Source organism: Salisaeta longa DSM 21114 (genome assembly GCF_000419585.1).
GTDB classification, from domain to species: Bacteria; Bacteroidota; Rhodothermia; order Rhodothermales; family Salinibacteraceae; genus Salisaeta; species Salisaeta longa.
The window spans coordinates 1,779,509-1,806,159 of the sequence record NZ_ATTH01000001.1 but is presented as its reverse complement, the minus strand read 5'-3'; the positions used below and the strand labels follow the sequence as shown (position 1 = coordinate 1,806,159).

21 protein-coding genes are annotated in these 26,651 nt (G+C 64.2%); 10 read left to right on the top strand and 11 right to left on the bottom strand.

The window, feature by feature from the left end; translation table 11 throughout:
• Positions 1-8 precede the first annotated feature (8 nt).
• The 3 genes from SALLO_RS15940 to SALLO_RS0107435 are packed head-to-tail and all read right to left on the bottom strand — an operon-like array spanning position 9 to position 2,596.
• A complete protein-coding gene (locus SALLO_RS15940; protein ID WP_022835685.1) occupies positions 9-1,250 on the bottom strand; it encodes an MFS transporter in 1,242 nt (413 codons plus the stop codon).
• A 21-nt stretch (positions 1,251-1,271) separates the two neighbouring features.
• A complete protein-coding gene (gene nadC, locus SALLO_RS0107440) occupies positions 1,272-2,150 on the bottom strand; it encodes a carboxylating nicotinate-nucleotide diphosphorylase (protein ID WP_022835684.1) in 879 nt (292 codons plus the stop codon).
• 26 nt (positions 2,151-2,176) lie between these two features.
• Positions 2,177-2,596, bottom strand: coding sequence for an acyl-CoA thioesterase (locus SALLO_RS0107435; RefSeq protein WP_022835683.1), 420 nt, complete (start codon positions 2,594-2,596; stop codon positions 2,177-2,179).
• A gap of 221 nt (positions 2,597-2,817) precedes the next feature.
• Here SALLO_RS0107435 and mnmA point away from each other — a divergent pair, with 221 nt between their 5' ends.
• Together mnmA and SALLO_RS15935 are read left to right on the top strand one after the other, a co-directional pair.
• Positions 2,818-3,969, top strand: coding sequence for a tRNA 2-thiouridine(34) synthase MnmA (gene mnmA / locus SALLO_RS0107430; protein ID WP_022835682.1), 1,152 nt, complete (start codon positions 2,818-2,820; stop codon positions 3,967-3,969).
• Positions 3,970-4,064: 95 nt separating this feature from the next.
• Positions 4,065-4,388, top strand: a complete 324-nt coding sequence (locus SALLO_RS15935; protein ID WP_022835681.1) for a hypothetical protein — start codon at positions 4,065-4,067, stop codon at positions 4,386-4,388.
• Here SALLO_RS15935 and SALLO_RS15930 read toward each other — a convergent pair.
• Entirely contained in the window at positions 4,348-5,550 is a 1,203-nt protein-coding gene (locus SALLO_RS15930) for a 4-phosphoerythronate dehydrogenase (RefSeq protein WP_022835680.1), read from the bottom strand. The two genes, SALLO_RS15935 and SALLO_RS15930, sit on opposite strands and share 41 nt — an antisense overlap.
• A 321-nt stretch (positions 5,551-5,871) precedes the next feature.
• Between SALLO_RS15930 and SALLO_RS0107415 the strand changes: the two genes are divergently transcribed.
• Entirely contained in the window at positions 5,872-6,591 is a 720-nt protein-coding gene (locus SALLO_RS0107415) for a cell wall hydrolase (RefSeq protein ID WP_022835679.1), read from the top strand.
• A gap of 94 nt (positions 6,592-6,685) precedes the next feature.
• Here SALLO_RS0107415 and SALLO_RS0107410 read toward each other — a convergent pair whose 3' ends face one another.
• The 7 genes from SALLO_RS0107410 to SALLO_RS0107380 form a co-directional block, all read right to left on the bottom strand.
• Complete coding sequence (locus tag SALLO_RS0107410) at positions 6,686-8,341, bottom strand: hypothetical protein (RefSeq protein ID WP_040605738.1); 1,656 nt, start codon at positions 8,339-8,341, stop codon at positions 6,686-6,688.
• Between the two features lie 46 nt (positions 8,342-8,387).
• Positions 8,388-9,056, bottom strand: a complete 669-nt coding sequence (locus tag SALLO_RS0107405; RefSeq protein ID WP_022835677.1) for an HmuY family protein — start codon at positions 9,054-9,056, stop codon at positions 8,388-8,390.
• Between the two features lie 33 nt (positions 9,057-9,089).
• On the bottom strand, positions 9,090-11,213 hold the full coding sequence (locus SALLO_RS0107400; RefSeq protein ID WP_022835676.1) for a TonB-dependent receptor plug domain-containing protein: 2,124 nt from the start codon (positions 11,211-11,213) through the stop codon (positions 9,090-9,092).
• A 137-nt stretch (positions 11,214-11,350) separates the two neighbouring features.
• The gene (locus SALLO_RS0107395; protein ID WP_022835675.1) at positions 11,351-12,949 is read right to left on the bottom strand and encodes a PepSY-associated TM helix domain-containing protein; all 1,599 of its coding nucleotides are present in this window, start codon (positions 12,947-12,949) and stop codon (positions 11,351-11,353) included.
• A gap of 6 nt (positions 12,950-12,955) precedes the next feature.
• The gene (locus SALLO_RS0107390; RefSeq protein ID WP_022835674.1) at positions 12,956-13,237 is read right to left on the bottom strand and encodes a hypothetical protein; all 282 of its coding nucleotides are present in this window, start codon (positions 13,235-13,237) and stop codon (positions 12,956-12,958) included.
• Positions 13,238-13,253: 16 nt separating this feature from the next.
• Positions 13,254-13,568: a hypothetical protein gene (locus SALLO_RS0107385; protein ID WP_157621331.1), complete on the bottom strand. Its 315-nt coding sequence runs from the start codon at positions 13,566-13,568 to the stop codon at positions 13,254-13,256.
• A 137-nt stretch (positions 13,569-13,705) separates the two neighbouring features.
• Positions 13,706-16,129 carry a TonB-dependent receptor gene (locus SALLO_RS0107380; RefSeq protein ID WP_211214082.1) on the bottom strand — a complete coding sequence of 808 codons (2,424 nt, stop codon included), beginning with the start codon at positions 16,127-16,129 and terminating at the stop codon, positions 13,706-13,708.
• 396 nt (positions 16,130-16,525) lie between these two features.
• Here SALLO_RS0107380 and SALLO_RS17750 point away from each other — a divergent pair, with 396 nt between their 5' ends.
• From SALLO_RS17750 to SALLO_RS0107340, 7 genes are all read left to right on the top strand, one after another.
• Positions 16,526-18,310: a T9SS type A sorting domain-containing protein gene (locus SALLO_RS17750; protein ID WP_169577900.1), complete on the top strand. Its 1,785-nt coding sequence runs from the start codon at positions 16,526-16,528 to the stop codon at positions 18,308-18,310.
• Positions 18,311-18,859: 549 nt separating this feature from the next.
• On the top strand, positions 18,860-19,504 hold the full coding sequence (locus SALLO_RS15920; protein WP_022835669.1) for an SGNH/GDSL hydrolase family protein: 645 nt from the start codon (positions 18,860-18,862) through the stop codon (positions 19,502-19,504).
• A gap of 1,148 nt (positions 19,505-20,652) precedes the next feature.
• Positions 20,653-22,014 (top strand): UDP-N-acetylmuramoyl-L-alanine--D-glutamate ligase, encoded by a 1,362-nt coding sequence (murD, locus tag SALLO_RS0107360; RefSeq protein ID WP_022835668.1) that lies wholly within the window; start codon positions 20,653-20,655, stop codon positions 22,012-22,014.
• Positions 22,015-22,026: 12 nt separating this feature from the next.
• Complete coding sequence (locus tag SALLO_RS15915; protein ID WP_022835667.1) at positions 22,027-23,265, top strand: FtsW/RodA/SpoVE family cell cycle protein; 1,239 nt, start codon at positions 22,027-22,029, stop codon at positions 23,263-23,265.
• A gap of 3 nt (positions 23,266-23,268) precedes the next feature.
• A complete protein-coding gene (gene murG, locus SALLO_RS0107350; protein WP_022835666.1) occupies positions 23,269-24,393 on the top strand; it encodes an undecaprenyldiphospho-muramoylpentapeptide beta-N-acetylglucosaminyltransferase in 1,125 nt (374 codons plus the stop codon).
• Entirely contained in the window at positions 24,390-25,820 is a 1,431-nt protein-coding gene (murC, locus tag SALLO_RS0107345) for a UDP-N-acetylmuramate--L-alanine ligase (protein WP_022835665.1), read from the top strand. Before murG ends, murC begins: the two co-directional genes overlap by 4 nt.
• Positions 25,817-26,617 (top strand): cell division protein FtsQ/DivIB, encoded by an 801-nt coding sequence (locus tag SALLO_RS0107340; protein ID WP_022835664.1) that lies wholly within the window; start codon positions 25,817-25,819, stop codon positions 26,615-26,617. Before murC ends, SALLO_RS0107340 begins: the two co-directional genes overlap by 4 nt.
• The last annotated feature ends 34 nt before the right edge of the window (positions 26,618-26,651 follow it).

Sequence of the window (26,651 nt, the reverse complement as noted above, 5' to 3'; positions counted from 1 at the left end):
TTCTCGCATCAAGCTGCCGGGTCCGTTGAGGGCGCGGCAGCTTTTTCTTTGGGGAAGAGGGCGAGGCCGGCTGCGATGGCACTGCCGATCAGGGCAATGAGTGCCAAGACGCCAAACATTACGACCGGGGTGTAGCGTGCCAGGAGCCAGCCGGTGAGCGCTGCGCCCAGCGCGCCCACGCCAAAGACGCCAAGGTACGTGAAGCCATACGACAGCCCGCGCAGCGGTGTGGGCGTGTGCTCGGCAACGGTGGCCTGATACAACGGCTGCACCAGAAAGAGCAAAAAGCCCAGCAGGGCGCTCATGCCAATCAGCGCCACGGTGCTCAACTGCGCCACGGGGTAGAACACCGCGCCAACGACGGCAAGGAGCCCCAGGGCCACGGCAATCGCCGGCTCGGTGCGAAAGCGATCGGTCAGACGCCCGCCCGCATACTGTCCGGCCATGCCCACAATGAGCAGCCCAGCGTAGATGTAGCGGCCGGCTTCCAGGTTCAGCGGCAACCGGAAGGTGACAAGTTGCTCCAGCATATCCGGAAGAAATGTAAGGGCGCCGCGGTAAAAAAGCCCGGAGCACATGACGATGGCGAATACCGCAGCAAACGACGTGGCCAGTAGCGTACGCGACGACTGCCACAACGCGGCCCACGACGATCCTTTTGTGCTGGCTGCACGCGACGGCACGCGCGTCTCGGCCGCATGCGCATCGAACGAGGCATTCCAGGCATAGAAGGCGGCCGCAAATGCAGGGAGCGCCAATGCCACCGCCACCCAGCGCCAGTCCATAAAAAGGAGGAGTACGGTGGCCGCAAGGGGGCCCAGCGCGATGCCCGCATTTCCGGCCATGCCGTGCAGCGCAAGCACATGGCCGCGTTGCTGCGCTCCCGTACTGACAAGCGACAGCCCAGCCGGATGGTAAACGCTAGCCGCTGCGCCCCACAGCATAAGCGCCCCGCTGATCGTCCACAGCGACTGCGCCACGCTAAGAAGCAAAAACGCACCGCCCATGCCCGCCGCACACCCAACAATCAGAGGGCGCGCGCCCACCCGGTCGGTCCAGATGCCGCCGGGCAACGCCCCCAGGCCAAAAAGGGCGTACCCGGTGCTAACGGCCAGTCCAAGCGTGCCGGTTGACACGTCGAACGTGGTCAGCCAGATCGTCATAAAAATGGGGATAGACAGCTCGTAGGTATGCACCAGCCCGTGGGCCAGCGCCACCAGAGCCGTGATGGCACGGTCGTTTGCATTCATGGGCACAGCAGCAGATGATGGTTACGTCAGATCCATGTGCATGGACAGGTCGAGCGCGCGTACGGAGTGGGTGAGGGCTCCGGAAGAGATGGCATCGACGCCGGTGGCGGCAATGGCACGCACGGTATCGAGCCGCACGTTGCCGGAGGCTTCGGTGCGCATTCGGCCCCCCACGCGCTCTACCGCCGCTTGCAGGCGTGTGGTGTCCACGGAGCCATCCGCGGTGCGCACGGCCATGTTATCGAGAAGCACGATTTGGGCGCCGCCATGCGTGCACACGGCATCGAGCTCGTCGAGGGTTCGCACCTCAATCTCGATCGCCCGCCCATTGGCGGCACGCGTTGCCGCATCGAGCGCTTCGGCAATGCCACCCGCCGCCGCGATGTGGTTATCTTTGATCAAGATCAGGTCGTGGAGGCCCAGGCGGTGGTTGGTGCCGCCGCCCAGGCGCACCGCCCACTTATCGAGCGTGCGCAGGCCGGGGGCCGTTTTGCGGGTGTCGAGGATGTCAACGTCATGCGCGCCCACAGCCTCCACCATGCGGTGCGTAGCCGTGGCAATGCCGCTCATACGCTGCAGGATGTTCAGCGCGAGCCGCTCGGCGGTAAGCAGCGCCCGCGCCGGCCCGTGCACCCCGGCCACAACGGTGCCCGCCGCCACGCGGGCGCCGTCGGCAACCTGTGGCGTGAAGCGGGCCGCGGGGTCAACGGTTGAAAACACGCGGGCGGCGACGTGGAGTCCGGCCACGCAGCCCGCTTCTTTTGCGGTAAGGGTAGCGGCCGCGGTGCGCCCTTGGGGCACGGTCGCCTGCGTGGTGACGTCGCCGGGGCCCACATCTTCTTCGAGGGCACGGCTGACGAGGGCATCGATGGAGGCGTCGGTAAGGTACGGAGGAAGCATGAGGCAGCGAGGGGAAGGGATGCGTGTCAGGACGTGGATTCAAAGTGCGGGGCAAACGCCGCGTGCACCATCGGAGGGATGCGCACGGGGCGACGGCGCGCGGCATCCATAAAGCACAGCGTGGTGCGGCCGGTAACCAGCACCTCCGGTGCCTCGGCGCGGCGCACGCGATACCGAATCGGCACGCGCACGGTGGGCAGCGCTTCGAAGATCGCCTCCACCGCCAGCAGGTCGTCGTACTGCGCAGGCTGTTTGTAGTCGACGGATGCCTCAACCACCGGCATGATGATGCCGTTTTCTTCGAGCGTGCGGTACGCCACCCCGGCGGCGCGGAGGGCCTCGGTGCGGGCCATCTCAAAATAATCGAGGTAGTGCGTGTGGTACACGACGCCCATGGGGTCGCATTCGCGGTACCGTACGCGGTGACGATAGGTGTGGGTGTACACGATACACGTGAGCCTGTGTGACAACCGAACGATAGCAGGCACCTCTAGCCGGGCATGGTCGTTCCAAACAGCCGCGGGCCCCGGCGTGCCGGGCAATAAAATGACGCCCTGCGGCCTCGTGAACGGATTCTGTACGAAGCGCGCGCGGCGGGTGCAACGCCTGACGGCTTGTGGCATACGTATGATCCTATCAACAAGACAACGCAGAATATAGGAACGTCATGAGCAGCAAAGGACGCGTACTGGTGGCCATGAGCGGCGGCGTCGATTCGTCGGTGACGGCCGTTTTGCTCGCCGAGCAGGGCTACGATGTGGTGGGCATTACCATGAAGACATGGGACTATTCCACCTCGGGCGGACGTTCGGACAAAGAGGTGGGGTGCTGTTCGCTGGAGTCGATGAACGACGCCCGCGCCATCGCCCTGCGTCACGGCTTTCCGCACTTCATCGTCGACATCCGCGAGGAGTTTGGCGATTGGGTCATCGAGCGCTTCACCAACGAGTACCTGGCCGGCCGCACGCCCAACCCCTGCGTGCTGTGCAACACCCACATCAAGTGGGCCGCGCTCCTGCGCCGGGCCGACGACCTCGACTGCGAATACATTGCCACCGGGCACTACGCCCGGGTGCGCCACGACGACGCGCGCGATCGGTATCTCCTAAGCCGCGGCCTCGACCGCAACAAAGACCAAAGCTACGCGCTGTGGGGCCTCCCGCAGGAGCATCTGGCACGGTCTATCTTTCCCTTGGGGGAATACACCAAGCCGGACATCCGGCAGATGGCCGCCGACTTTGGCCTGGACCGCGTCGCCGACAAGCCCGACTCGTACGAGATCTGCTTCATCCCCGACAACGACTACGGACGCTTCTTGAAAGACCGCGTGGACGGGCTGGCGGAGGAGGTAAGCGGCGGCGATTTTGTGCTGAAGGATGGAACGGTCGTGGGGCAGCACGACGGCTATCCGTTTTACACCATCGGGCAGCGCCGCGGGCTCGATTTGGCCCTGGGCGAGCGGGTGTACGTCACCCACATCGATCCGGACACCAACACGATTACGGTGGGGCCGAAGGAAGACCTGATGCAGCAAACGCTCACGGCCCGCGAGATCAATCTGGTGAAGGAGCCGCGCCTCACCGACGAGCGGCCCGCGTGGGGCACCATCCGCTACAACGATGCCGGCGCCGGGTGCCTGGTGTGGCAGGAAGACGACGACGTGCTGAAGGTTGCCTTTGCCGAGCCGCGGCGCGCGATCACCGCGGGGCAAAGCGTGGTGCTCTACGACGGCGACGACGTGCTGGGCGGCGGATGGATCCACGAGGTCGGCACAGCGGTTGACGACGAAAAGGCCGCTGCCGCTCAGGCGGTTGCGTGATCCATCCCCCAACGCCCCACGTGCCCATGCGTCGCCTCGTTGTCTTGAGTTGTGTTGCCTGCCTGATCGCCGCGTGCGGCGCTGCACGGGAACCCGTGGATGATACCGTAGGATCTTCTGTTGACGACTCCAACGTGCCTGTGGCCAACGACGGTGCCAACGACACCCTGCCCGCTCCCGAAGATGCCATCAGCGCAACCGCTACGGTGCGCTACATCGACCTGGAGGGCGGCTTCTACGGTTTGGTGACGCAAGACAGCGTGCGCTACCAGCCGGTGGCCCTGGATGAAGCGTTCCGGCAGGATGGACTTACGGTGCGCTTTCGGGCGGTGCCTCGCAACGTCATGACGGCCCAGATGTGGGGCACGCCAATCGAAATCATCGAGATTGAGCGTCTGAAGATCGATCCCGATCCGTGAGCCCGCCCGTGAGCAGTCCGTTCGTCACGGCTGCTTGCAGCGCAGGATGGAGGAGCCGCTGATCGACGCGGTAGCATTGCATTTCTCGTCGTACGGGATATTCCCGCCGCAGCCCGCTAAAGAACGCCCCGCGTTTGGTGGGCGATTGGTTCACGAGCGGCCGCAACCGCTGATCGTCGGCCGTAACGCTGTACGCCTGCTGGGCGAGCGCGTGCAGCGCCTCGGTAGGCGGCAGGTGCGGGTCGGGCGGTACGAGCGGATCCGGTGCCGGCGGCAACGCCTCGTCCATCGACCAGTCAGGCGTTCGGTCCAAGTGGCGACACACCGCGTCGTACAGCATCTGCGTCCCGCGTAATTTCCCATCGAGGGCGTAGCCGGCAATATGCGGCGTGGCCAGGTCGACGGCCTCCACGAGCGCCGGATCGGGGGTTGGCTCGTCCTCCCACACATCCAAGACCGCGGCGCGCACCGCGTTGTGGGCCAGGGCATGGCCGAGCGCCGCGTTGTCGACGACCGCCCCGCGCGACGTATTCAGGAGCCACGCCTCGTCGCACATGCGTCGCAGCGCCGCCGCGTCGATGAGGTGCTGCGTAGGATGCGGCCCCTCGCGTGTCAGCGGCACGTGCAGCGTGAGCACATCGGCCGTTTCCAGCAGGTGCGTAAGCGGATGGAGCGGGCGGTCGGTCGCCTGATTGGCCCGTAGCGGCGGGTCGTTTACGAGCACGCGTAGGCCCAGCGCTTCGAGGCGCTGTGTGACGCGCCGCCCGATATTTCCGTAGCCCACCACGCCCACGGTGCGCGTGCGGAGATCGACGCCGCGCCGCGTTGCCAGCGTGAGGAGCGCCGCGAGCACGTAGTCGGCAACGGAGTCGGCATTGGAGCCGGGGGCATGGGCAAAGGCCACGCCGGCCGCCTCCAGGAAATCACGATCGATGTGGTCGGTGCCAATGGTGGCCGACCCCACAAACCGAACGGGCGTGTCCGCAAGGAGGGGGCGGGTTACGCGTGTAACACTGCGCACAAGCAGGACGTCTGCATCGGCGACATCGGCCCGTTGAATCGCGCGCCCCGGGCGGGTGATGACAGAACCAAGCGCCGAAAAAGCATCGGTAACGGCTGGAATATTTTCATCGGCAACAATCCGAAGGTCGTTTTTTGCCATGCGTGTGTGCTCGTATCTATAAGAAAAAATTACAGGTGTATGCGGGCACATACCATCGCATTACAGAGATGAAGCAAGCGCCAACACAGGATGAAGAGTGTAAAAATCAGAAATAGAAGGTGCGATTAATTGAACGAAGTAATTGTTACGTAAGCGGTTACAGGAATACCGGTCTGGAAACTTGCAAGTAGAGGCCTCGTTGACCGGTGCACGACGGAAACGACCGTCGAACATCAAGTTGTTGTTTACGAAGGACTTAGCACTATTTTTCATGCGAACAGCAGCTTGTTTCGCCGTCCTACGAACAGCGTATCCCCCTATATGAATAAGCGTGCTACAATTGCTGGTGCATCGCTCTTTTTGGCCGTTTCGGCTGCTGGTGTGTCTCAGGCACCGGCATTTCAACAGGCCACTGCACAATCTGCAACGACCGCGCAGGCGTCACAGCCAACGGTGACGACCACGGCCACGCGTCTCTCAACGCGTGGGCTGGAGGGCCGTTCGTCTTCTGCTCGAACAGCGAAGACGTACCAGCTCCTCAAGAGCATTTACAGCCCGGCGCCCACATTCACGCCCGAGCCGCTGTTGGCACTGCCAGCGATTGATGATTCGACCCTGTGGTTGGCGCGTTGCATCTTCTCCGAGACCAAAAAGCCCCACGAGCAAGAACTGGTGGCATGGGTGGTGCGCAACCGCGTAGAGACCAACTACCGCGGCGCCGACACCTACCGCGAGGTGGTGCTCGATCCGTATCAGTTTAGCGCGTTTAACCGCGGAACCGCCACGCGGTCGTTCTACATGAACCTGACGCCCCAGATGTCCATTCCGGGGTGGAGGCAGGCGTTGCGCACGGCCTACTACGTGCGCCATGCCGATGCGGCGTATCGACCGTTCCCGAAGCAAACGCGTCACTTCTTCAGCGAGCGGTCGATGCCGAACGAGCGGTTCCCGTACTGGGCCGACCAAAACCAGCGGGTGGCGCTGGGATGGAACTACAGCATCGATCAGCGGCGCTTCCGCTTCTACAAGGAGATCTCGTAAGGGAGGTCTTGTAGCACCGCAGATAAAAAGCGGCGTGACGCCCGCAGCGGTGCGTCACGCCGCTTCGCCGGATGCGGCCATCTGGCGGATGCCGTTAGCGGGCCGCTTGTTGGGTGGCAGGCGGCGAGGGGGTGGTGTTGAGCCGCTCGATGCCCGCTTGCACCTGCGCGCGCAGCCACGCTATGAAGAGCGGATGGGGCGCAAACCCGGTGCCGTACCGGTACTCGAGGCCCTCTAGGTACTGCTCGCCACGGCCTTGACCGGTGGTGCGCGCCGGGATGATGAGCGCGGTGCCGTCGCCCGCGGATGCCTCTTTCACCATCTGGCGAATGTCAGGGATGGTCTGTTTGCGTTTCGACGGCCAGTCCTCGCGCCACGTGTGCACCTTGATGGCGCGGAACGCATCGCCGCCGCGGGCGCGCATGGTGTCGGCGAGGGTGCGCAGGTTCTGCATCCAGTGGGCGTTTGCTGCGTCGTCGCCGGTGCCGTGCGCAAGCAAGATCACCGTCTCTTGCGCCGGGTTCGTGCTGATCGCTTGGGCACGATCGAGCAGGGCGCGCGCAAACAACGGACTGTCTTCGAGCCCGCCCACGGTGCTAAGGGCCAGGTGCGTTTCAATGCGCGACGGAAACCGACCGTGCATGCCGCCGCGATAGGTGGGCGTAAGGCCCAGGATGTACCGGGCGGTGCCTTCGAAACTGGATTCGAGGGAAAAGATGCGTAGCATCACGGCGGCCTTCACGCCTTTGGCTTCCAGGTCACGCACGGCGCGCTCCACCACATAGGGATCGACCATGCTGAAGGCATGCGCGACGGTGTAGTCCTGGGCGAGCGGGGCCAGGCTTTGGCGCATGCGCTCGTTCCAGTTGTAATCGGAGCCGTGCGGCACGAGGATGACGCCCACCTCGTCGGCCGTGAGCGTCTGATACGAGGTAGCCGTGCGACGCAGCCAGCGCGTGGCGTTGGGATGAGGTAGCACGCCGGCGCCGTCGATGGCCAGCCCCTCAATGCCCCGCAGCCCGCGCTTCGTCCACGCCCAGCTAGCCATCATGGTGGTGTAGCGCATACCCAGGTGAAACGGCACGACCACCACGCGGTCGTGCGTCTGCGCAAGTGCCTGCACCTGCGCCGCCACCGCAGCGCGAGCCTCGGCGGCTTGCTGGGCCGGAGCCGAGCGGGCGTAGGTAACCACAACGCGCGTCGTATCCAATCCATACTTTTGCCCGGCGCGCTGCACGAGCGGCTGCAGATCGGCTTGGATGCCGCGCGCATCGTCCGCGGTGGCCGCGCCATAGCCCACCACCACGAGGGCATGGGGGCCTGAGGGCGGCGCGAGCGCCGCTACGCGATCAAACAGCACCTCCTCGGCCAAGTAGCTCGTCCCAAACGGATCGGCCCACTGCACCGAACGATCGGCGAGGGCCGCGCGCGCTTTTTGGTAGAGCGCGTGGTGCGGCGAAAGAAAGAACGGCAACACGACAGTTTGCGTGTCCGTCGGCAGCCGGCGGAGGGCCGCGTCGATGTTGGCGGCGGTCTGCTCATGCGTTACGAAGGCGAGCGCGCTGCCGGGTTCGTGCGTCTGAAAGGCAGCGAAGGCGTCGCGCATCTCCTCGTTGCCAAGAAAGCCACGGTCGGGGGCAAGCACGAGGTAGCTCGGTGATTGCGCGGCCGCCGGGCGGGGCGCGCTAAAAAACAGCAGCGGAAGTAGCAGCAGTCCGAACAGTCTGCTCCAGGAAACCAAAGAAGTCATGGGCTGGAAGACCTAATGCAAAAGAGAAACGAGCGGAGCGGTGGCGTCACTCAAACGACGGCTCGCCGTCGGTGCGCACAACGTAATCGAACGTGTAGTAGCGCGACGGATGCGCCTCGCGGTCGGTGGGCAGCTCGGGGTTGCCCTTGTAGTAGCTCAGAATGCGAATCTTGGCATAGCCCTCGCCGTCGGCGGTGCGCACAACGATGGTGCGGCCGGGAATGGGGCGAATGTAGTTCTGCCCGTTGGCGTTGTAGTTGTACCAGCCGTTGCCGGAGCCGGTGGGGATGGCGAGCTGCGCGTCGGTGTCGGCCGCCAGCCGGCTGACATCAACCGAGCTGACTTCCTGAAAGGCCGCTTCGGCGACGTAGGCCGCGCCGTTGCCTGGCCCGCTGCTGCCGCCATTGATGCGAATGGTGGTGGCTTGCAGCGCGATGTCCCACTGCGTGGAGGCCGAGTCGGCCCGGTTTTCGGCATCATGTGCAAGCACAAGATCCCCCTCGCGCAGGCTGTAGAACGTGTACTGATTGAGGCCGCGCGGGCGGCCGTTGGGGCCAATTTGTGTGGCCGGGTCGGCGGGCAGGTCTTGCACGGTCTGCACCGACAGGTTGACGTCCTCCTCCGATGAAACGGGGGAGCTGCTGTCGCACGCGCTTACCAGAAGCAGTAGCGCGAGGGCAAGGCCAACCGGCAGGCGGGTGGTGGATGAAAGCATGGGAACGGGTGTTTTGTATGGATGAACAACGAGTTACAGGTGCGCGCGCAGCCCCACGAACCAGGTGCGGCCCGAGAGCTGCGGCGTGTATTGGAGGCTGACGCGGTCCGTCGCATTTTCGACGCCCACTTGGGCCTCAAAATGGTCCGCAAAGGATTGGGTAAGGGTGATGTCGAGCATGCCGTAGCCGGGGGCGTACTCGCGGGCCACGTCTACAATGCCGTTGCCGTTGCGGTCGGCAAAGCCGTAGCGCCCGCGGTAGCGCCCGCGTACCGATGCGGTAAAGCCGGCATCGGGGAGGCGGTAGGTGAGTTGCGCAGTAAAACGGTGGTGCGAGCGGCCGCGCAGGCCAGCATAATCGTCGGGCGATACCGGCACGTCGCGTCCGCTCTCGGTGCGGCGGTAGATGCGGCCGGCCTGCAGGTCGGCCAGTACGTCGCGGTCTTTGGCGTTGAGGTAGGTGTAGCTGAAGGCGGCGTCGAGCCCGCGCCCCGCGTTCCACCCCAGTTCCGCCTCGATACCCTGTGTGAAGACGCGGCCCCGGTTGAAGTACGTGAACACTTGCTGCCCATTGGTTCGGCGCGCGATGGGCTGCGTGTCGATGAGGTCGCGCACTTCGTTGTGGAACAGATTGACGCGCAGCGTTGCGCGATACGGGAGGTCGACCCCACCGCCCACGTTGACCGCTACCGAGCGCTCGGCTTCGATGGGGCCGCCAAGCGTAGCGGGGTCGGCCAGCAAGGCCGCAATGTGGCCTTGCGCCCGGAGGCGCGCCAGCCCCTGCACCACTTCCTGCGCCCCCAGCACGGTGTAGCCCACCTGCGGGTTGGTAAAGTTGAGATAGAGTTGCCGGAAGGCCGGGGCTTTGTACCCGCTGCCCACCGAGGCCCGCAGGCGGAGGCCATCCATCGGGCGTGCCATCAGCGCGAGCTTCGGACTCACGCGCGTGGCGTAGTCGCTGTGCGCATCGAGGCGCGCGCTGGGCACCACGTCAAGCCACGCAACCGGCGCCCACTCGTCTTGCACGAAGAAAAATCCGCCGGTGCGTGCGCCGGTCACCCGATCCGCATCCACCGTTTCACGAATGTAGCCGCCGCCGGTGGTGAGCACGTGGCGTGATCCGAGCGGAGCTTGCAGCTGGAGCTCGGCCTTGCGGTACTGCTGATTGAAGCGTGCGCGGCTTAGCGAGGCGCCGTCGTCTACGCCGGTTAGGGCGGTACGCGTGCGGTAGCCCGAGGCGACCACCTGGGCTTCGAGCGAGACGCCGCTCCGGGTGTGTGTGAGCGTCGGGGTGAGCAGCCAGTCGGTGCGCTCCCCATCATTTGTGAATAGCTGCGTTTCGTTGGTGACGGATACGCGGCTGGTTTGCGTCTGGTGGGCCCACCGCCCCTGCACCGACAGCGTGGTGCGTGCGCCAAGGGCGTACCGGAGCGTGGTGCGGCCGATGTAGTCGGCAAACGAAGGCATGGTGGGCGCCACCGAGGCGGGCGTTAGATCGTAGCCGTTGGAGGCATAGTGGCTCAGAAACACTTTCGCACGCAAGGGCCCCGGGGTAGCGGACGCACGCACGCCCACGTCGGTCATGCCGTGCGAGCCATAGCGGGCATGAAAGCTGGCCTCGGGGGGACCGCTTGCATCGCGCGTGATGATGTTGACCACGCCCGCGAGGGCGTCGCTCCCGTACAGCGAAGACGACGGGCCGCGCACAATTTCCACGCGCTGCACGTCGGCCACGGTGATGCGGTTGAGGTTGAGGGTGCCGGCGGTGCGGCCAATGACGGGTTCGCCGTCGATGAGGATGCGCGTGTAGTCGGAGGCAAGCCCCTGCACCTGCAGGCCCGCGCCGTGGTCGTAGCTCAGCTGCAAGCCCGGCTGCTCGGCCAGGAGGTCGGCGAGCCGAATGGCGCCGCTGGACTGAATGTCTTTCCGCCCGATGATTTGTGTGGGCACCGGCACGTTGGCCAGCGTGGTTTGGCTGCGCGTGGCCGTGACGACGATTTCATCGAGGGCCAGGGGCGCGTCGAACTGGCTGGTGGGTGCGATACGAACCGCGCCCCGCGTGGTATCGGCATACACCGTGTCGACCGGCGCGCGCTGCGCGGCAGCAAGCGTGCCGGAGCAGCTCATGACCAGCAGGAGTGCAAGAAAGCCTCGCATGCCGTTCTTATTTAGACTTGTTATAAACAACGTATAGATAGCGTAGCACGCCGTAGCGACGAATGCAAGCCGCAGAGCTGTTAAGGTTTAAACAAACTAATCAGCAGCAGACAGGTGCTAATTCGAGCACGCAGGCGCTAGGGCGCAGTCTGCAGCGTCACCTCGTGCGGACGTCGCCCGTTGCGCTGCGAAGGAGGCGCAGGGGCTTCATCGGCCGGATCGGTGTCGATCCACGCGGCGCCCGCGAGGGCCGCGTGGCCGGCGCACACCGCCCCAACGTCGACGCCCCACGTGCTCCACCGCTGCGTGCGCCCCACGGTCCATAGCCAATCGCCGGTCATCCATCCGTTCACCAGCGGAAGCAGAAGGGCCAGCCCGCCGCCTGCGATGAGCAACTGCCGATGCGTGCGCGCCACGTTGGGTTGTGCCAGCGCGTACAGCAGCGCCAGCGCCCAGCCGCCAAAAAATACGGGGCCGGCTGTAAGCGCGGGGGCAGCATCGGTTGGAAGGAAGCGCATGGCAAGGAAGAGCAGCGCCGTGGCCGGCAGCAGCCCCGTAGCGACGCCCGCGGTGGCCCGTGCCATCAGCGCGTGGGTCCACCGGTCTTGCCGCTTTCGGGCCTCCAGCCAGGTGAAGTTGCCGGTAAGGATGACAACGCACGAGGCGAGGGCCAGCAGCAAGAAGAGCAGGTCGAGCGCCCGCCCGCCGACGGCCGCAAAGTGCAAGCGCTCCATGGTTTGGACAGCACTGTTCAGCGGACCGACGGCCGTGGGGGCGCGGCGCGCGAGGATACGGCCGGTGGTGCGATGAAAGACGAGGGCGCCGGTGCCTCCAACCGCGGCCCCGCGCCGTTCACCAATCACCTCAACGCGGGCCGTAGGCGTGCCCAGTCCGCTCGCGATGACGCTCGTCACTTCAAAGTCGGTCCACTGCCGCTCGGTGCGTGCGACAAACGCTTGGAGGCGCGGCAGGCCCGCGGGGGCTATGGCCGCCGAGTCGACGGTTACGGCGGGGCCGTAGTAGCCGGCGTCGCGGTACATCTGCGTGGGCTGGCCGTCGTACAGGAGCGCGGCGTAGGGCAGCGCGAGTAAGCCCAGCAGGCCCATGTAGGCCCCGGTGAAGGCGAACAGCGCTTGGAAGGGAAGGCCCAGGGTGCCGAGCACCTTGTGGGCGTCGGCCCAGGCCACGCGCAGCTTCTTGGAAGGGCGAAACCGGAAGAAATCCTTCACCAGTCGCTTCCAGTGCACCACGGTGCCCGTCAGGATGGCGAGGAGCATAAAGAGGCCCACAAACCCCGTCAGGTACAGGCCCCAGCGCCCCAACTGGTAGAAGAAGTGCAGGTAGTACAGCGTTTGCGTCGCATCGGCCCCCGTGGGCGGACTCACCCAGGCGCCGGTTACCGGATTTACCCAGGCGGTGTGCGAGGGCTTGTGCGTGTTGCCCGCAGCGTAAAGATACAGGGTGCCGGCATGCTCCGTCGGCATCTCCATGAGCACGTACGACGGCGGCTGCTGGCCCTTGCCCAGGCTGTCAAGCACCGGCGTGACGAGCGCATCGAGCGGCTGGCGCGGGCCCTGCACCGTGCGCAGCGCAGGCTCTTCCCATTGCCGGATCTCGCCACGGAAAAGGACGAGCGCGCCCGTAAAAAAGAGGACGAACAGCGCGAGTCCGATGACGAGGCCCGTTACGGAATGGGCATCCCACATCAAGGTGTAGGTGCGGCGGCCGATGTTCATAGGGGGTTATAGCAGAAAATGAGCGCAGGCAGAAAGGCCGAGCAGCACCGCGCAGGCGCCCAAGAGCCCGCCCCAGGTGCGAAGCGGGCCATCGGACAAGAGGGCGTAGGCCATGGCGGCCACCCACAGCGGCAGCCCGCCCAAAATACCAACGGCGAGGGCGGTTGCGCGGGCCACCGGCAGGGCAAGCGTGCAAAACAGGGTGAAGGCAACAAACACGGCGGTGCTGCCAAGCACCACGGCGCCCGTGGTGCTCCAGGCCTCATGCGGCGTCCAGTCGTACTTCATAAGCACAGGTAGCAGGTTAGAGCCAGCGTGCCACGAAGGCGGCCACCGCGACCGCAGCCGCAAGTCCGCTGGACAGTGGAAGGAAGCGGCGAAGCAGCGGCGCGGCGATGACCAACAGCGAGGCGGCGGCCATGAAGCCGGCGGCGCAGACGAGCACGGCCGTTCCGTAGGGCGCGGTGGCTACGGCGCTTCCCACCCCCAGCGCCAGGGCGAGGCTGCCGCCGCTGCGCAACAGCGCAGGCGACGGGTGGAGGCGCGCCGGTTGTAGCTGCGCGGGCGTCGCGGGGGACGCCGCATACCACAGCGCCGTGCCAACGTAGATGAGAGCCACGGCAAAAATCATGGACGAAGGGAAGGCAAGAATCAACGGGTTCGCCACCTGTGGACACGGCACAAAGCGCGACGGAGCAGCGGCTTAACCGACCGCCCTCCGCCGCGTCACCGGTCCACTTGAGGTGGTGTGTGTCTTTAGAACTTGTAGGTAAACGCAGCGCGAATGCTTCGCGGCGCCTGCGGATTGATCGTGGTCCAGCCGCGGTAGTACGTTTCGTCCGTCAGGTTATCCACCTTCAGGCTAAGACGGTAGCGGGCGGTGGTGTACGACAGCGCGGCATTCAGCACGGTGAACGAGTCGAGCACGAAGCGGCCGGTGCTTTGCCGATTCAGCACCACGTTTTCGCTCGCGTAGTTGCCGCCCAGGCCAATCCCAACGCCCTTCAGCAGTCCGTCGCGGACGCGATAGCGTGCCCACACGTTGGCCAGGTGCTTCGGGCCGGCTTCTTCGGGGCGTAGGCCCACAAATTCATCCACCGGACGATCGCCCTCGAAGTCGGGCGCCGTGTTTACCGTTTCGCTCTGGTTGTAGCTGTATCCGGCAATGAGTTCCAGGCCGGGCAGCGGCGAAGCGCTGAGGCTCGTCTCAATCCCGCGGCTCGTGATTTTTCCATCCTGCACGAAGAAGTTCGGGCGGGTGGGGTCTTGCCGCACCACGTTCGACACCGTGATGTCGTAGTAGCTCACGGTGGCCGTCAGCCGGTCGGACCACAGGTCGGCCTTAATGCCGGTTTCCCACTGGTTGGCCTGCTCCGGCGCAAACGCACGGATGCTGCCATCGCCTTGGGTGCGCGGGGCCACGTTGCTAAAGCCGTTCATGTAGTTTGCAAACAGCGACAGCCGATCAACGAGGGGCTGGATCACCAGGCCAAACTTAGGGGAAAGCGCCGTCTGCGTAAAGTTGTCATCGGGCGAGGATTGCACGCCTTGCTGGTCGAAGTAGTCCACGCGCAGGCTGGCCATAAACGACACCTGCGGGATAAATTGAATCACATCCGAGGCATAGGCGCTGTACGTTTCTTGCGCGCTTACGCTGTTGGTGCTAGCGGCCTGCGCAAGGGCTTCATCTACGGCCTGGCTGGAGAGCCCGGCGGCGGGCGTGCCCAGCGTGACGGTATCGAAGCCCACGTACCCCGAGCTGTTGCTTACAAGGCGTTCCTGAAAATAATCGAGCCCCACCACCATCTTGTGCTGCGTGCCCAGCACCTCAAACTGTCCATTGAAGTTTTGCTGGATGTCGGTGGCCGTGGTGGTTGCGTTCTGATCGCTGATGTACCGCGTGAACGTATCGGTATTCGAGGCCATGTCCCACAGATACGAGTAATAGCCGTCGGACGTGCTCACGCTGCGCGACAGGGCTGTTTGCGAGGTCCACTGTTCGGAGATTTCGTAGCGAGCCTGCCCCTGCATGCTAATCGTAGGGGTGCTAATCGTAAGGTCGTTGTCCGTCAGTGAGTTGTTGGGATTGTAGCCCAGCTCCTCAACGGTGTTGGCCTCAAGCGGCACCGAGCGATTCATGAACAGCATTGTGGGGTTGGTGTGCTCGCTCGTGTAGTACGACGCGTCGAGCCGGAAGGAGAGCCGGTCGGTGGCGTCGTAGCTGAGCGACGGTGCAAGAAAGACCGAGCGCGAGAAGCCGGCATCCTGAAAACTCTCGCGGCTGTCAAAGGCGCCATTTACGCGGAGCAGCAAGTCTTCATTGCCAAGCGGCGTGTTTACATCGGCCGTTACGCGCTGCAGTCCAAAGCTACCGGTTGTGTATCCAACCTCGCCGCCAAAGTCCTCATAGGGCTTCTCGGTGACGACGTTGATGAGTCCGCCGTACGAGATTTGACTGCTGCCGTACAGCGTGGCCGAGGGGCCTTTGATGATTTCGATGCGTTCTACATTCACCGGGTCGGGCGAGCCGTTGGTGAGGGCCGGCAGTCCATTTTGCATGGTGGGTTGGGTGGAAAAGCCGCGAATGGAGTAGTAGCCCGAGCCATCTTGGCGGCCCGTCGATTCCCACAGCTTAAACACGCCGGGTGCGTTTGTGAGGGCGCCCTCGAGGGTGGTGACGACCTGGCTGTCTAGCAGCTCGTTGGAGATCGCGTTGTACACTTGCGGGTTGTCGATGCGCTGCAAGGGCAGCTTGGCGACGTGCACGCTCTGGTCTACGCTGAAGATGTTGCGCTGCATGCCCCGCACCACCAGCTCCTCAAGCTGCCGGGTGGTCTCCTCCAGGGTGATGGAAGGTACGGTAACGGTTGCACCGGCGGCCGCGCGAATCGTGCGGCGTTGCGTTTCGAGGCCCACGTAAGAAACCACCAGCGTGTAGGTCCCTGCCGGCACGTCGTCGATGCGGTAGCGGCCCTGGCGGTCGGAGGTGCTCCCCAGCCGGGTGCCCTTCAGCCGGACGTTCACGCCCGGCGCCGGGTCGCCATTGGCGGTTTGTACCGTTCCCTTAACAACGGCCTCTTGCGATTGCGCAAAACCGGTGGTGGGGGCGGCCACGATGCACACCATGAGCAAAGCGCCCAGTGCGCGGTACCAGCGAGTACTAAAAGACGGCATCATCATCAAGTCGTTGGTCCGTGTTGCGTCAAAGTGAGTACGGCGTGCTGCGAGCAGCCGAGGGCATTCGTACACACGCTTTACGTGCGGGGCGGGGCCGCGCACGGTGCGCTGCTGCGCCACAACTTTTCCCTTATTTAGACTGCTTACAGATAGCAATGTAACGCTAAGCGCCAGGGCAAGGAGTTGCAAGGGCGCGTCCGGCGTTTGCGCGTCAATGTTGCATGAATGCCCGGATCTTGTGCGGGCGTTGCGGGAGGCGGGCAAGCGCTGGAGACAAAAAGATAAGCCCAAGATGACCGGTGTAACGGGGAAGTGGCGCTACTTTAAGTATCAGCCGCCTTGTCATCTTATCGGATGTTTTGCCATCTGCGAACGCACGCCACAAAACCGGACAAAACCATGCTTCAACGAATACTCCTTGGATGCTTTGCCGCTTTAACGCTGCTTATGCAGCCCGCGCAAGGGCAAGTTACTGAAATTACGTCCCAGGACCTGCTGAATTTGATTGGGACAAACGATGCGGCGCAGGTGTTTGTGACGTCGGCGCTTGATCCCACGACGACCCCCGATTTGCAGGCCGCCCTTGATGCTACCGGAGCCAATGCAACGTACGATTTGCGCGCGCTCCTGTACGACTTGCAGGGACAAGGTATCATTCGTTACCGAACGATCGCCGAGGCGCAGGCGCTTGGATGGCTGGGCGCCAACGACTCCTATTTCTCGCAGGCCCCGCACGCGTTTGCTCTCATCCTGGAGGATCCGAGCGGGCAAGCCTCCGGCACGGTGTATTCGTACCACGACATCAAGACGTCGGGGCCAGACGCTGGCGACAACAGCTACGGCGGTGTATTCGTGACATCCAGCGGACAGTTTTCCAATCCCTTCGATCCGCCGCTCTTGCAGTACAAGACGCCGCTTCGGTACAGCCCCTCGCCAACGACCTGGAGCGATGAAACCAATGGAGGGGCAGTGGCGATCTCTGGAGAAGTGGAAGGCTATGGGACGATCCGTACGCCCGCCGGCACGTACGAGGTGATGCGCGTCCGCCGCGTAAATGGTACGGTGTTTCCGACCACTGATTACGAGTTTATCAGTCCCTCGCTTGGGTTTACCGTGGCGACGCTTGAGGGGCAGGGCGACGGCACCTATGTTGTGTCGTTTGTGGCCGCGTCGGACGATTTCTTTGAAGCGCCGGTGGCGGCGGGGGCTACCGGGCCTATGGCCAGCGACAACCGGGTCTCGGTTACCTTTACCGCCGGAAGTAGCGCGGGCGGCACGCTGGCCATTGCTACGTACAACCAGCCGCCGTACAACCGCACGTTCGCTACGCAAACGGCCACCTCAGGCGATGGGACGTCCATTCAGCCGGATGTGCTGTGGGACGATCAGTACTACACGATTCTCAACGTTGGCGACCAGCTGTCGGGTTTTCAGGCCGCGGTTTGTTTCGACGCGAGCGGCGTGCCGGGCGTTGCTGACATTCAGAAACTAGTGCTGCTTACCCGGACGTTTGCGAGCGAGTCGTGGCAACCGCTCAACACCACCGTCGATGGATCTGATTTGTGCGCATCGGTGAGCAGCTTCTCGCAGTTTGCCATCGGATCGAGCACACAATACAACACCCTTCCGGTAGAGCTGAGCAGCTTCACGGCCGAAGCAGACGGTCAGGAGGCGGTGCTGTCGTGGCAGACGGCCAGCGAGACGAACAACGCCGGCTTTGCCGTGCAGCGCAAGACGCCGAGCGGCACCTTCGAGCAGGTGGCCTTCGTAGAGGGCGCCGGCACGACCACAGCGCCGCAGACCTACCGCTTCCGCACCGAGGCGCTCACCGCCGGCACGCACACCTTCCGCCTCCGGCAGGTGGACACCGACGGCACGGCGTCGTTCTCCGACCCGGTGACGGTGCAGATTGGGCTGCGCGGGGCGTTTACGCTCACGGCCTACCCGAACCCGGTGCGCCGACAGGCCACCGTGGAGTTTGCGGTGAAGCAGAAGGGCGAGGTGACCGTGACGCTCTACAACACGCTCGGGCAGAAGGTACGCACGGTGTACCGCGGCACGCCGCCCGCGGAGCAGACGCAGCGCGTGCAGGTGGAAACTGGCGGGCTAGCCAGCGGGCTGTACCTGCTGCGGATGACAGGCAACGGCGTGGCCACCACGCAGCGCCTGACGGTGGTGCAGTAACTTGTTTCAGTAGCTCAGGAGGCTGTAGCCGCCGCCCAAGCACAACCGTGCGGCGCAGCAGCGTCCTAGCGGCAACGTTGCACGCCTGCACACTGCACCGAAGCACCCATCCCCCGGCGGGCCCGAGTGGCCGGTCGGGGTTGTGGTTCGCGGAGACGGATACGTTTGGCCACGTGGGCGTGGCACCGTAAGGGGCGCTGCTACAGGACGCCCCACGCATCAGACATCTCATGTCCGATGCATCTGGCGCCGTTCGTACATATACATCGCGATACGATTTTTCCTACAGTTCTCCTGCGGCCATGAACCGTGTCAAGAAGGAAGCCCAGAAGCGCCGTTTCGTCCGCATGCCCAACGGAGACCTCGACCTCCACGAAGGACGCGCGATGACGTTCGGCGCGTGGCATGCGGCCTGCACAGATCCCAATCCGCTGGATCGGTGGCTCAGGAAGACCCTCCGATTCGGGAACAGATCGTGACGAGAGCACCTCGTTGTCCTCATCGTGAGTGCCGCGATTCATCCGTCATCCTCACAAACACCCGCAATCCATGCATATTGCACTTCTCGGCGATTCCACCCTCGACAACAAGGCATACACCAGCGGTGCGCCGTCCGTCACCGATCATCTGAATGATCTGCTTCCGGAAGCCCATCGGGCGTCGCTCGTGGCTGTGGACGGTGCAAAGGTCCGCGACATCCCGTATCAACTGGACACCTGCCCCCCGGAAGCGACCCACATCGTTCTCAGTGTTGGCGGCAATGATGCGGTAACGGACATCGGTCTTCTCAGTCAGTCGGCACGCACGGTTGGGGAGGCGCTGTCTGTGCTGCACGAGGCAACGGAGCGGTTTGACGCAGCCTACCGATCGGCTCTTCAGAAGGTAGTGGCCACGGGCCTGCCGGTGACGGTGTGCGCCGTGTACAACGGGAATTTTCCCGAGGCGGCGGGGGGCAGGGGCCCACGCCAGGCGATTGTGTCTACGGCGCTTCGGCTTTGGAACGACCGCACCATCCAGGCCGCGATCGATTATAAGTGCCCCGTTATCGACCTGCGGCGCGTGTGCACCGAGCCCTCGGACTTCACCTTGCAGATTGAGCCGAACGCCCAAGGCGGACGCACGATCGCAGAGGCTCTTTTCCGATCGCTCACCGAGCCGGATGCCTTTTTCGTCGGCATGGGGCCGACCCGGTGAGTCTTATTCGGTACACCCCCGCGGAGCGCGAGGCGAACAGGGGGATGCATCGTCGGCCCGACCGGCGAAATCCTTTTCGAGTACCCAGATGGCCACCGCCTACACGCCACCGACGCGTGACGCCGACCAGCCCGCTCATTCACACTGACCCGGTCGGGGGATTGCGTTGTCTTGTGTGGCAATCTCCGCAACAGGGCGTTTCTGCCCGTACATGGAGATCGCCACGTCCTTCACTTCGTTCAGTCCTCGCGATGACAAGGAGCGGATTGCTTTGTCGTTCGTTGAGCGTGCAGTAGAGCAACCCGGGCCCGAACGATCATCTGAACCATTAACGAATCGTTCTTGCCATCAACCAACGTTGTCATTGCGAGCGAACGCAGTGAGCGCGGGGGCCTTTAGGTCATGCCTGTGGTGCAATCTCCGCAGTTTGGCAATAGCGTAACGAGTAAAAATTGGGGCCTTCAGGTCGTCCCGAAAAGGCAATCTCCGCAACCGAGCGTTCTTGTTCGTACATGGAGATCGCCACGTCATTCGCTTGCGCTCATTCCTCGCGATGACAAGGAGCGGATTGCTTTGTCGTTCGTTGAGCGTGCAGTAGAGCAACCCGGGCCCGAACGATCATCTGAACCATTAACGAATCGTTCTTGCCATCAACCAACGTTGTCATTGCGAGCGAACGCAGTGAGCGCGGCAATCTCCGCAGTTTGGCAATAGCGTAACGAATAAAAATTAGGGCCTTCAGGTCGTCCCGAAAAGGCAATCTCCGCAACCGAGCGTTCTTGTTCGTACATGGAGATCGCCACGTCCTTCACTCCGCTCAGTCCTCGCGATGACAAGGAGAGGATCGCTTTGTCGTACGTTGAGCGTGCAGTTGCGCAAAGCGGCCCGAACAGCCGATTGAACCATCGACACTGCACTATTGCCATCAACCCGTGTTGTCATTGCGAGCGACCAGTGGGAGCGTGGGAGCCTTTAGGTCATGCCTGTGGTGAGGCCTTTAGGTCATCCCGGAGGGGCAAACTCCGCAATGGGGCGACCTCCTCCGTCCAGGGAGATCGCAGCCAAGGAACGCACCGGCGGGCCGCGCTTGCAACTGCTACTGATTTGCTCCCTCGTTACCCTGCTCGTGTATGCCTGCCCCATCGTCTGTGACCGATGCTGCTGTAACCGTTGTGGGGGGCGCGCGCAGCGGACGGGCCGCGGCTGAGCTACTTGCCGCCGCCGGGGCCCGCGTATTTCTGACCGACCACGGTGCTCCTGCCGCTGATCTGCCGCAGCGCCTCGCAGGCGCGGGCATCGCGTACGAGTTCAACGGCCACACCGAGCGCGCCCTCCAGGCCGATTTCGTCGTCACAAGCCCGGGCGTGCCTACGCAATCGCCGCTCCTGCAGTCCGTGCTGGCGCACGGGCTTCCGCTCTATTCCGAGATTGAGGTCGCCTCGTGGTTCTGCGAAGCACCCATCGTGGCCATCACCGGCACCAACGGCAAGACGACCACCACCCACCTCGCCGGCCACTTGTGTGCCACCGCGTTTGCTAACACGGACCGCCGGGTCATCGTGGCGGGCAACGTGGGCACGCCGTTCTCGGACCATGCGCGGGCGGCGCGGGCACGCGACGTCGTGATTCTGGAGGTGTCAAGCTTCCAGCTGGATCACGTCGACACGTTTCGTCCGGCGGTGAGCGTTTTGCTTAACATCACCCCCGACCACCTCGATCGCTACGATGGCTCCGTCGATGCGTATGCCGCGGCCAAGCTCCGCCTCTTTGCGCGGCAGTCGGCGGGCGACGTCATCGTGTACAATCACGACGATGCGCGCATTCGACCTGCCGCCGTGGCACATGCCGACGCCCACGGCGTACGCCGACTCGCGTTTAGTCAGGAGCAGCGCCGAGGCGCCGGCATGTTTGTCGCCGACGGACAGCTGATTGTGCGCGACGAGGGACAGGAAACGCCTCTGCTTCCAACCGACGAGGTGTCGCTGCGCGGCGCGCACAACCTGTACAATGCGCAGGCTGCGGGATTGGCGGGCTACGCGCTGGGGCTGTCGCCCGCGGCGCTGCGAGCGGGCCTCACCACGTTTGAGGGCGTCCGCCATCGCCTGGAGCTCGTGCGCACGCTGGGCGACGTGCAGTACGTCAACGATTCCAAGGCAACCAACGTAGAAGCGGTGTGGTATGCGCTGCAGAGCTTTGAGCGCCCCATCGTGCTCATTGCCGGCGGCCGCGACAAGGGGAACGCTTACGAACGTTTGCAACCGCTTGTGCGCGATCGGGTGCGGGCTGTGGTGGCGATGGGCGAGAGCGCGGCAACGGTTCAGGAGGAGCTCGGCGCGCACGCCGACGCCTGCGCGCACGCCACCTCGATGGACGATGCCGTGCGGCGCAGCCGGGCGTTGGCCCAGCCCGGCGACGTGGTACTCCTCAGCCCGGCCTGCTCCTCGTTCGATATGTTTGAAAACTACGAAGATCGCGGACAGCATTTTCGTGCGTCCGTCCGGGCGCTGTAAGTTGTAATCGCTATGAAGCTGTTATCTACGCTCAAATCGATGCTTTCGGCCCGGGCGCCGGCCGACAAGTACGTCCCCTGGGTCGTGCTTGGGCTTTCGGTCGTGGGCGTGGTGGCGGTGTACAGTGCGGTGGCGTTTTTTGCCGAGGCGCGCTTCAATATGCCCACCGAAACGTTTTTGTTACGCCACGTGGTGCGTGTGGGCATCGCCCTGGCCGTCATGGGCATCGTAAGCCGGATCGATTACCACACCGTCGCCCGCTACAGCCGGCACGGCCTGCTCCTCTCCATTGGGCTGCTGCTCATTGTGAAGATCACCGGCGCGTTCACCGACGGCCCCGACCGCTGGCTCAACATTGCAGGGTTCGGGTTTCAGCCGTCCGATTTGGCTCGCATTACGCTCGTGATCTACCTTGCAAGCCTGCTGGCGCAAAAGCAAGAGTACATCAAAGACTTCAGTCGTGCCTTTCTCCCGCTGCTGTTTTGGGCCGGTATTACCATTGGGCTGATTGGCCTGGATGACCTGTCCACATCGGCGGTGGTGCTGTTTTCTGTGCTGGTGATGTGCTTCGTGGGCCGCGTGAGCATTCTGCAGCTAAGCATTTTGGTCCTACTGGGCCTTGGGCTTGCGGCCGGCATGGTGTATACGTCCCCCTCGCGGGCCGCGCGCGTCGAATCGTTCCTGGGGACCGACCTGTTTGCCTCTACCGACTCTACGGCGACCATGAGCCTGCGCGGAGAGGGCTATCAGGCGTATCAGGCGCGCATTGCCATTGCCATGGGCGGACTCACCGGCGTGGGGCCGGGAAAGAGCGTGCAACGTGACTTCTTGCCGGCCCCCTACAACGACTTCATCTTCGCGATCATTGCGGAAGAATACGGCGCGCTGGGCGCGCTGGGCCTGCTGTTTTGCTTTGGTGTTCTGCTGTTCCGGGGCTACCTGCGCATCGCACGCGACGCCCCCGATCCGCTCGGCGTCTTCATGGCCGTAGGCCTCACCACCATGATTGCGGTGTACGGCTTTGTGCATGCGGGCGTCTCCACCGGATTTCTGCCCGTTACCGGCTTGCCGCTGCCATTCGTGTCGTACGGCGGCACGTCGATGGTGGTGAACGGGGTTATGGTGGGCGTGCTGCTCAACATCTCACGGCACAAGTCGTCACAGCAAACATCGCCGCGCCCCAACACGGCCGCTCCCGACAAATCATCAGCGGCCCCCTCCCGCTCCCGTGGACGCATCCGCATGATATAGCTTATGAACCCTTCGCTTCGCATTCTTATGGCCGGCGGCGGCACCGGGGGGCACGTCTACCCGGCGCTCGCCATTGCCGATGCGCTCACGCAGGCTGCACCCCACGTGCACGTCGCATTTGCCGGGACGCGCGATCGCCTGGAGGCGACGGCCGTTCCGAAGGCGGGCTACGCCTTTCATCCCATTACGGTGAGCGGCTTTCAACGGGCGTGGACGCTCGAGAACCTGCGGTTTCCGCTGCGTCTGCTGGAGGGGCTGTGGGACAGTTGGAAGCTGGTGCGCGCGCTGGAGCCGGCGGTTGTGGTGGGAACGGGCGGCTACGTGGCCGGCCCGGTGCTACTTGCGGCTCGCTTGCAGGGATGTCCGATTGTGGTACAAGAGCAAAATGCCTATCCCGGCGTCACCAACCGGCTGCTTGGGTACCTGAGCACGCGGGTGCATGTGGCTTTTCCGGAAGCAGAAGCGTATTTTCCAACAGCCGATGTGCGCGTAACGGGCAACCCCACGCGGCAGCAGTTGCAGCAGACCACGCGGGCCGAGGGCCGGGCGCACATTGGCATGCCCGAGGACGCGACGCTGCTCACCGTACTCGGCGGCTCGCTCGGAAGCGCGGCCCTCAACGATGCCCTTGAGGCGTCGCTCGGTGCATTGCTGGACCGCCCCAACACCTACATCCTGTGGCAAACCGGAACCCGCTACTACGAAGCGTTGCACGCGCGCATCCCGTCGCATCCGCGGCTGCGCATGGCGCCGTACCTCGACCGGATGGACGCCGCATACGCCGCTACCGACGTGGCGCTCTGTCGGGCCGGGGCGCTCACGTGCAGCGAGCTTTTGGTGACGGGCACGCCGGCCGTGCTCGTGCCCTCGCCCAACGTGGTTGCCGATCATCAGACCAAAAATGCGGAGAGCATGGCCGCTGCAGGCGCCGCCCGCGTGCTGCCCGAACCCCGCCTCTCGTCTGAGCTGGTGGCGGCCGTAACCGCCCTGCTCGACGATGCCTCGGCCCGTGCCGCCATGACGCGCGCCGCCCAGCAGTTGGCCCGTCCGGAGGCCGCAGCGGTCATCGCCCGCGACATCTGCTCCATCGCTCGTGCTCATTCTTCCTCACCCACGCCCCACGCATGACTGCCCGTCGACGACAGCCCGCTTTTGGTCGCATCCGCCAGATTCACATGGTGGGGATCGGAGGCATCGGCATGAGCTCCATCGCCGAGGTGCTTCTGAACCGCGGCTACCGCATCACCGGGTCCGACCTGCACACCTCCGAGGTAACCGATCACCTCGCCGACCTCGGCGCGACCATCTACGAAGGGCACGACGCCGCCCAGGTGGAGGGCGCCGACGTGGTCGTCTACTCGTCGGCCATTGATCCCGAAGCCAACCCCGAAACCCAGGCCGCCGAGCAGCAACGCATCTCGTTGATTCCACGCTCCGAAATGCTGGGCGAGCTGATGCGCATGAAGTTTGGCGTGGGCATCGCTGGCACGCACGGCAAAACCACCACGACATCGATGGTGGGCCTTGTGGCCACCGATGGCGACTTCGACCCTACCATCATTGTGGGCGGCAAAGTGGCCGTTTTTGGATCGAACGCGGTGGCGGGCGAGGGCGACATTATTGTGATTGAAGCCGACGAATACGATCGTACGTTCCTGCGGCTCACCCCGTCGCTGGCCGTCATCACGAGCATCGAGGCCGACCATCTGGACATCTACGAGGACCTCGCCGACATTCAGGAGGCGTTTGTGCGCTACGCCAACAGCGTGCCGTTTTTTGGCGCGGCCATCGTGTGCCTCGACGACCCCAACGTGCAGGCCATCATGGGGCGCATCGAGCGGCGCGTGCTCACCTATGGCACCACGCGACAGGCGGAGGTGCGGGCCGAAAACATTCAGCGAGAGGGCCTTTCCACACGCTTTGCGGTGCATCACCGGGAGGAGCCGTTGGGCACCATCACGCTTCCCGTGCCGGGGCTTCATAACGTGCGCAATGCGCTGGCCGCGGTGGCTGTTGGGCTGGAGCTCGACGTTGACTTTTCGGCCATCCAAGCGGCCCTCGGGCGGTTCTCGGGCGTGCGGCGCCGGTTTCAGGAAATTGGAACGGGCCAGGGCATCACGGTGATCGACGACTACGCGCACCATCCCACCGAGCTGCGGGCGACCCTTGAGGCGGCCAGCGAAGGCTTTCCCGACCGCCGGATCGTCGCGGTCTTTCAGCCGCACCTTTACTCTCGAACCCGCGACTTTCTGGATGCGTTTGCGCGGGCCTTCTTTAATGCCGACGTACTTGTTGTGACCAGCATTTACGGTGCACGCGAAGCGCCCATCGAGGGGGTCAGCGGAGCGGCGGTGGCCGAGCGGGCGGCGGCGTACGGGCACCGCAACGTGCAGTACGTTGACGCCCTGGAGGAGCTGCCGGATCGATTGGCGGCGGAGACGCGCGCCGGAGACGTGGTGCTCATGCTGGGGGCGGGCGACATCTGGCGATCGAGCCGCGCCTTTGCGGATCGTATTGGAGCGAGCGCCGAACCAGAAACGCCCTCTGTCGCATGAAGGATGTGCTCCGCATGCTTGCGAAGGTCCTGGCGCTTCTCAAGAAGCTCGTGCAAGCGGGTGCGCGCCTGCTGTTTGGCACCCGCCAAGGGCTCATTGCCATAGCAGCGGTTGCTGTGCTAAGCATCGGGCTGTGGTGGTGGCAAACGAGCCTTGTGGTGACGCGCATAGAGGTGGTGGGCGCGCGCTACGCGCACCCCGACACGCTGCGCCAGATGATGCGGCTGCCGCATCGCACCCCGCTGCATGACGTGAATGTGGCGCAGGCGGCGCGCTACGTCGAGCAGCACCCGTGGGTGCGCGATGCAACCGTGTACAAGCAGCCTACGGACCAAGCGCTGGAGCTGGTGGTGCGGGAGCGTCGGCCCGTGGCGTTGGTCTTAGGCCCCGACCGAACACCCGCCTTCTACGTCGATACCTCCGGTGTGGCGTTGCCGCTGCGGCCCGCCCCCGTTCCCAACGTGCCGCTGCTTCGGGGCGTACCGACCGACGGCACGCCCCCCGCGGTGCCCGCGCCGGTACAGCGCGCGCTGCGTGCCCTGGCAGACACCGGCACGCTGGCCCTGATGGCCGAGCTGGTGGTGCGCGACGAGGGATTGTGGGGGTACACGCAACCCGTGGCGGCATACGGCAGTATCCCCATTCAGGTAGGAGACCCGCCGTACCGGCAAAAAATGAAGCGCTTGTATTCCTTCTGGACGCAGGTCTTGCAAGCGCCGCCCGCGTCCCCTACCATTGGGTATGTAGACCTTCGCTTCAACGGACAAGTCATCACGCAGGCGCGGCCGCCGCGGTAGGGGTTGCCTGCCTGGCGCTGGACCTCCACAACCC

Excerpts from the sequence above, each read along its gene's own strand:
- SALLO_RS15940 (WP_022835685.1), bottom strand. The coding sequence starts at position 1,250 with ATGAATGCAAACGACCGTGCCATCACGGCTCTGGTGGCGCTGGCCCAC.
- nadC (WP_022835684.1), bottom strand. The coding sequence starts at position 2,150 with ATGCTTCCTCCGTACCTTACCGACGCCTCCATCGATGCCCTCGTCAGC.
- mnmA (WP_022835682.1), top strand. The coding sequence starts at position 2,818 with ATGAGCAGCAAAGGACGCGTACTGGTGGCCATGAGCGGCGGCGTCGAT.
- SALLO_RS15930 (WP_022835680.1), bottom strand. The coding sequence starts at position 5,550 with ATGGCAAAAAACGACCTTCGGATTGTTGCCGATGAAAATATTCCAGCC.
- SALLO_RS0107415 (WP_022835679.1), top strand. The coding sequence starts at position 5,872 with ATGAATAAGCGTGCTACAATTGCTGGTGCATCGCTCTTTTTGGCCGTT.
- SALLO_RS0107410 (WP_040605738.1), bottom strand. The coding sequence starts at position 8,341 with ATGACTTCTTTGGTTTCCTGGAGCAGACTGTTCGGACTGCTGCTACTT.
- SALLO_RS0107405 (WP_022835677.1), bottom strand. The coding sequence starts at position 9,056 with ATGCTTTCATCCACCACCCGCCTGCCGGTTGGCCTTGCCCTCGCGCTA.
- SALLO_RS0107400 (WP_022835676.1), bottom strand. The coding sequence starts at position 11,213 with ATGCGAGGCTTTCTTGCACTCCTGCTGGTCATGAGCTGCTCCGGCACG.
- SALLO_RS0107395 (WP_022835675.1), bottom strand. The coding sequence starts at position 12,949 with ATGAACATCGGCCGCCGCACCTACACCTTGATGTGGGATGCCCATTCC.
- SALLO_RS0107390 (WP_022835674.1), bottom strand. The coding sequence starts at position 13,237 with ATGAAGTACGACTGGACGCCGCATGAGGCCTGGAGCACCACGGGCGCC.
- SALLO_RS0107380 (WP_211214082.1), bottom strand. The coding sequence starts at position 16,129 with ATGATGATGCCGTCTTTTAGTACTCGCTGGTACCGCGCACTGGGCGCT.
- SALLO_RS17750 (WP_169577900.1), top strand. The coding sequence starts at position 16,526 with ATGCTTCAACGAATACTCCTTGGATGCTTTGCCGCTTTAACGCTGCTT.
- SALLO_RS15920 (WP_022835669.1), top strand. The coding sequence starts at position 18,860 with ATGCATATTGCACTTCTCGGCGATTCCACCCTCGACAACAAGGCATAC.
- SALLO_RS15915 (WP_022835667.1), top strand. The coding sequence starts at position 22,027 with ATGAAGCTGTTATCTACGCTCAAATCGATGCTTTCGGCCCGGGCGCCG.
- murG (WP_022835666.1), top strand. The coding sequence starts at position 23,269 with ATGAACCCTTCGCTTCGCATTCTTATGGCCGGCGGCGGCACCGGGGGG.
- murC (WP_022835665.1), top strand. The coding sequence starts at position 24,390 with ATGACTGCCCGTCGACGACAGCCCGCTTTTGGTCGCATCCGCCAGATT.
- SALLO_RS0107340 (WP_022835664.1), top strand. The coding sequence starts at position 25,817 with ATGAAGGATGTGCTCCGCATGCTTGCGAAGGTCCTGGCGCTTCTCAAG.